General features: G+C 58.5%; 1 protein-coding gene. It reads right to left on the minus strand.

What is annotated here, in order from left to right:
• The coding region (locus tag A3736_RS08015; RefSeq protein ID WP_156502044.1) for an EAL domain-containing protein at nt 1-284 on the minus strand (284 nt) is incomplete at both ends.

Raw genomic sequence — 284 nt, forward strand, 5'->3', positions numbered from 1 at the left:
TGACGATCTGGCGCCGCGCAAGGGACGTGTCGAGATTCCGGATCAAATCCATATCGAGCTTGATTGCGTCGGTCTGCAAATTGGCCAAGAGGCCGAGGCCCGCATGGCCCGAACCGAAATCGTCAATGGCGGTCGTGAATCCAAGCGCCTGATAAGCCCTGACGATGCTGCGCACATGGTCGGTGTCCAACCGCTCGTTTTCGGTGAATTCGAAGATGAGCCGATTGGTCGGAAGGCCCGTTTCGAGCGCCGTTTCCATCGTCAGCTTGATGCAGGCAAGGGGC

It is taken from the genome of Erythrobacter sp. HI0063 (assembly GCF_001635685.1).
Classification (GTDB): Bacteria; Pseudomonadota; Alphaproteobacteria; order Sphingomonadales; family Sphingomonadaceae; genus Qipengyuania.